This window comes from Candidatus Aminicenantes bacterium, assembly GCA_011049425.1.
In the GTDB taxonomy this organism is placed as follows: Bacteria; Acidobacteriota; Aminicenantia; order UBA2199; family UBA2199; genus UBA876.
The window spans coordinates 1-5,347 of record DSBM01000025.1; the positions used below are offsets into that span (position 1 = coordinate 1).

The following is a 5,347-nucleotide window of genomic DNA, read 5'->3' on the forward strand; positions in this document are numbered from 1 at the left end:
CAATGGTTTTCACCAATTCCATTATAACATTTAAAGGAGCCCTTTTACATAAATAAATCCCCAAAAATCCAATTATATCAACACTCTTCAACGATCATTACTGAAAATATGGGGTGACGGCAGGAAGGAAGGGGGACGGTTCTTGAGTGCGCCAAGCAAGCTGGCGCGATTCAGGGGGTTAAAATCCCCCACGGGCAAAGCCTAGCCAGCCGCCCGTTATTCAAGTTGCATTTAAGAGGAAGAGGGACGGTTCTTGACAATTTGACAATTTGGGGATAGGGTTGGTTTATGCGATTACCGAGGCGGACGTTTCAGGGGGCGTTTCATCATGCCATGAACCGGGGGTACGAAGGGAGAGTCCTGTTTCGGGATGATGGGGATCGAATTTTCTTTGTTGATATATTGAAGAAGATTCAAAAATTGACCCGGTTGCGGATACTGGCCTGGTGCCTGATGGATACCCACTACCACATGGTCCTTCAGGACAACAACGGCAAAATGTCCGCGTTTTTCAAGCAGCTGAATGGTCAGTACGCCGGATATTTCCGGCAACGCTACGGGGGCCGGGGCTACGTGTTCCAGGACCGTTTCAAATCCATGCTGATCCAAGACGACGCTTACTTGATGTTGACCATCGGCTATGTGCTGAACAATCCTGTGCGTGCCCGACTTGTAAAGGATTTCGCGGAATGCAAGTGGTCCAGCGGCAGTGCATATTTCAGTCAGAATGAAAGCGAAATTGTGGATGCAGGATTCGTCGAGGAGCTGTTCGGCAACGTGGATGAGTTCAATGGTTTTGTAAGGCGTATGCCCGTTGATGAGTTGCCCACGGTCCGAACCGAACTGGGCATAATCATCGGCGGGGGAGATGTGCTCCCGGATCTGGAACGGAAGGCTGATCGCAGGCAGCGGGGCGGTGATCAGAACCGGGAGATGCGAAGACATGATGATGGCTTTCATGATCCAGTGGCCAAGGTGGTCCAGGAGTTTGAGCGTATGCATGACATGCGAATCACCGACCTGGACCTGTCCACCCATGCGCACAAAAGATTGCGCGCGGAGTTGCTGCTATTGTTGAAGGAACAAGGGGGACTGACCTACAGGGAGATTGCTCAAATGGACATGTTCGGAGACCTTAGCATCAACAGCCTGGGGACGTTGTACAAACGCAGTCGCATGCGGATGAAGAGCTGAAATTGTCAAATTGTCAAGAACCGTCCCCCTTCCTAGAACCGTCCCCCTTCCTTGGGCGTCCCCCTTGGAAGCGTGCAGGCGGTCGTACCAGGTGATGGGGTCGGTGGCGTAGTAGGACTTGAGTTCTGCGTAGAGTTCGGGGTGGCGCTTTTCCAGCTGGCGCGGTTTTTCAAAAAAGGTCTCGCCGGCAACGGCGAAGAATTCGGCGGGGTTGGTGGCCCCGTACTTGTTCATCACCGTCTTGCGGTGTTTTTTCTTTTTGCGGATCAGGCGCTCGTACTCTTCGCCCAGCACCCGCGCCCAGGAGGCGTAAGCGGAAAACTCCGCCAGGATGGGCGCGCCGTCGGCGGCCCCGTCCTCCTGGTCCAACTGGTGGGCGAACTCGTGAAAGACCACGTTGCGGCCGTCATAGGTGTTTTTGGCCCCGTGGACCGCGGCGTCCCAGGCCAGCACCAGTTCGCCGCTGCTCCATGATTCTCCCAGGTTGGTCTGGGTGGATTCAGAGACCAAGTGGCCCGACTGGCTGACGCGTCTGGCCATGTAGGCGGTGGGATAGATGTAGATGGTGGAGAGTTTGGGAAAGTAGTTTGTCTTGCGATTCAGCAGCAGCAGGCAGGCCTGGGCGGCCGTCAGCACGCGCACTTCATCAGTGACTTCCTGGCCCTGGCGTCCGACGAAGTTTTTCTCGGCCAGGAAAACCTGAATCTTTTCCCGCAGCTCCTTCTGCAACGCAGCGGGCAGACCTCTGTACAGGGGGAAATGCTTTTGCAGGATAGCGAGCCATTTTTGCGGAAAGGGTTGTTGCCTGATTTTTTGGCGTTTATGCTTAATAAACCAGGGTTTGACCAGAAAGAACAGGGCCACGACCAGGCAACCGATGGCAAAGATCAGAAATTCCATGGTCAGAATCCGAACCCGGTGCCCAGGGCCATGGCGGTTTTGACGATGTCGCCGTCGGGCGCAACCTTCCGGGGTACGGCCACGGCTTCCGCAATCGGGGTGGCCACGATCTTTGTGCCCCGCAGTCCCACCATGTGGCCGAACAGGCCGTCGACCGCGGTTTCCATGGCGTGGTAGCCGAAGCGGGTGGCCAGCAGGCGGTCGAATGCCGTGGGGCTGCCGCCTCGTTGCACGTGGCCCAGGATCGTGTACCGGGATTCAATGTCGGTCAAGTCCTCGATGGTGTCGCCCACAAAGCGTGAAATACCGCCCAGGCGGATGGGGTCGCTGGGGTCCTGAACTTTCCGGGCCACGACCAGTTCGCCGTCCACCTGTTTGGCGCCCTCGGCCACCACGATCAGGGAAAAACGCTTGCCGCGTTTTTCCCGGTCACGGATCTTGCGGGCCACCAGGTTCATGTCAAAAGGGATTTCCGGAATGAGGATCACGTCGCCCCCGCCGGCGATGCCCGCTTCCAGGGCGATCCAGCCGGCATAACGTCCCATTACCTCTAAAACCATGATGCGGTGGTGGGATTCGGCGGTGGAATGGAGGCGATCCACCGCCTCGGTGGCGATGGAAACCGCGGTGTCGAAACCGAAGGTGAGGTCCGTACCGCCGATATCGTTGTCAATCGTCTTGGGCACCCCGACCACGGGAATGCCGTACTGCTTGTACATTTTATTGGCCAGGGTCTGGGTGCCGTCGCCGCCGATGGCCACCAGCAAATCGAGCTTCTCGCGTTCCACCGTCGCCGCGGCGTCAGCGGAGCGGTCCGAGAAACCGGTGCGGTTGCCGTCGGCGTCCAGTACGGGATATTGAAAGGGATTGTGGCGGTTGGATGTCCCCAGGATGGTGCCGCCCCGGGGCAGGATCCCCGAGACGTCGTCAAAGCCCAACGGACGGGTGTCATTCTCCACCAGGCCGCGGAAGCCGTCACGGATGCCCACGACTTCGGCGTTGTAGCGTGTGAAAGCGGTTTTGACCACGGCACGGATCACTGCGTTGAGGCCGGGGCAATCACCCCCGCCGGTCAGAATTCCCAGTCGACGAATGCGTTTCATATGGTTTCCTCCGGGTCGTTCCCCCCATGGAGTCCGCGGCGCAGGCTCTCTTCGAGTTCATCCATGCGGCGCTGGACCATCTCTTCCGCGTTGCGGACGGGCAGTGAATCCGGGTGGATGGGGGCACCGTAAGCAAGCCGGATGCGGCTGAACGGCAAAGGCAGCAGGAACCTGTCCCAGGAACGCTGGAAAATGTGTGACGGCCTGGCGTACCAGCTGACCGGAATCAGCCAGGCCCCGCTGCGACGAGCGAGTTCCAGGGTGCCGGGTTTCATTTCGCGGGCCGGGCCCCTGGGACCGTCGGCGGTGATCAACACTTCGGTTCCGGGTTCGCGCAGGCTGCGCATCATGGATAAAAAAGCGGGGGCGCCTCCCCGTGAAGAGGAGCCGCGGATGGGCTTGAGCCCGAATTCCCGGGCTACGCCGGCCACGAGTTCACCGTCCTTTGACTGCGAGATCAGGGGGCGAGCGCCGCTGTTGCGGAAATGGTGGATCAGGGCAAAAATATGGCGGTGCCAGAACAGGATGATCACGGGCGCGCCCCGGTGCCGGACCGCTTCAACGGCTTCCAGGCCGGACACTTCAGTACGGCAGGTGCCGACAATGCCGTGGATCAGCAGGCAAAGGAACTTGCGCCGCAGGAAATCACCCATGGTTCTCCGGGCGGATGTTGTATTCGCGAATTTTCTCCAGCAATGTCTTGTAGCTGACCCCGAGTTGATCGGCCGCGCGTCGGCGGTTGAATCCCGTGCGCTCCAGTTCCGCCTGAATCCGCGCCTTTTCCACCAGTCGGACCGCGCGGGCGCTGACCTGTTTGAGTCCGCCATCCAGGCTGAAATCCTCCAACAGGTCCAGGCCGCGGTCGGGCAGCACGATGTCCGCTCCCTCGATGCGCGGACCGTGTGAAATAATCACGGCCCGTTCAATCGTGTTCTGCAACTCCCGCACATTGCCCGGCCACTTGTAGCGGCGCAGCCTGGCCGCGGCTTCCGGGGCCAGTTCCAGCCGGGGCTTGTTCATTTCCCGGCAGTAATGGCGCACGAAATACTCCGCCAGCAGGGTCACGTCTTCCCCCCGGTCCCGAAGGGGAGGGATGTGGATGGGAAATACGTGGATGCGGTAAAACAGGTCCTTGCGGAAGCGACCCGCCTGCACCTCGGCTTCCAGGTCGCGGTTGGTGGCGAACACGAATCGCAGCTGGAGCTTGATCTCCCGGTTGCTGCCCAGCCGATGGATGGTCTTCTCTTCGATTACACGCAATAATTTCCCCTGCAGGTGAAGGGGCAGGTCCCCGATTTCGTCCATGAAAAACGTGCCCCCCTGCGCCAGTTCCAACTTGCCGACCTGCTGGGTGTAGGCGTCGGTATAGGATCCCTTTTCGTGCCCGAACAACTCGTTTTCGAGCAGGCGCTCGGGAATGGCCGCGGCGTTGATGGCCACGAAGGGGCTCTCCCGGCGGGGACTCAGGCGGTGGATGGTGCGGGCGAACAACTCCTTGCCCGTACCGCTCTCTCCCAGCAAAAGCACCGGAGTATCAGTGGGAGCCACCTGTTTGAGCTTTTCCGCTTCCGCCAGGATTTCCGGGCTCTGCCCGATGATCACGGCGGAACGGCTGGCCGTGGCTTCGGCCTGGCGGAAAACGATATTTTCCCGCAGGATACGCGTGGATTCCAGGGCCTTGGTGATGATCAGATTCAGGTACTCCGGATCCACCGGTTTGGCGATGAAATCAAATGCCCCGGCCTTGATGGCTTCCACGGCCTTCTCGATGGACCCGTACGCCGTCAGGATGATGCAGGGAATGCCCATGGGCCGGGTTTTTTTCACCAATTGCAGGCCGTCCATGCCGGGCATCTGCAGGTCGGATACCATGACGGCAAAAGAAGTGCGTTTCAATTGCAAAAGGGCGGTGGCGGCGTCCTCCGCGGTGGTGACTTCGTATCCCTTTTCGGACAGGACGGTAAACAGCATTTCCCGCATGGAGCGGTTGTCTTCCACCACCAGGACCTTGTGCATGACTGTCATTATACCTTCAGGCAAGCAAACTCACAAGGTAAGAGAACCGGGCAAGAGGCAAGAGGCAAGGGGCGAAGGGCGAGGGGAGAACGAGGTATCAGGTAACAGGCGTAGGGGCGACCGGCCGGTCGCCC

The 5,347-nt window shown here is 59.0% G+C and carries 5 protein-coding genes; 1 reads left to right on the top strand and 4 read right to left on the bottom strand.

The window, feature by feature from the left end; all coding sequences use genetic code 11:
- Positions 1–288 precede the first annotated feature (288 nt).
- Positions 289–1,194 carry a hypothetical protein gene (locus ENN40_01690; GenBank protein ID HDP94052.1) on the top strand — a complete coding sequence of 302 codons (906 nt, stop codon included), beginning with the start codon at positions 289–291 and terminating at the stop codon, positions 1,192–1,194.
- Here the strand turns inward: ENN40_01690 and ENN40_01695 are convergent.
- From ENN40_01695 to ENN40_01710, 4 genes are read right to left on the bottom strand one after another with little or no spacing between them, the layout of a single operon-like run.
- A complete protein-coding gene (locus ENN40_01695) occupies positions 1,069–2,094 on the bottom strand; it encodes a zinc-dependent peptidase (GenBank protein ID HDP94053.1) in 1,026 nt (341 codons plus the stop codon). The two genes, ENN40_01690 and ENN40_01695, sit on opposite strands and share 126 nt — an antisense overlap.
- A 2-nt stretch (positions 2,095–2,096) precedes the next feature.
- Positions 2,097–3,197 (bottom strand): ATP-dependent 6-phosphofructokinase, encoded by a 1,101-nt coding sequence (locus ENN40_01700; GenBank protein ID HDP94054.1) that lies wholly within the window; start codon positions 3,195–3,197, stop codon positions 2,097–2,099.
- Positions 3,194–3,850, bottom strand: a complete 657-nt coding sequence (locus tag ENN40_01705) for a DUF374 domain-containing protein (protein ID HDP94055.1) — start codon at positions 3,848–3,850, stop codon at positions 3,194–3,196. The genes ENN40_01700 and ENN40_01705 overlap by 4 nt, the downstream gene beginning before the upstream one ends.
- The gene (locus ENN40_01710; GenBank protein HDP94056.1) at positions 3,843–5,213 is read right to left on the bottom strand and encodes a sigma-54-dependent Fis family transcriptional regulator; all 1,371 of its coding nucleotides are present in this window, start codon (positions 5,211–5,213) and stop codon (positions 3,843–3,845) included. The genes ENN40_01705 and ENN40_01710 overlap by 8 nt, the downstream gene beginning before the upstream one ends.
- Positions 5,214–5,347 lie beyond the last annotated feature (134 nt).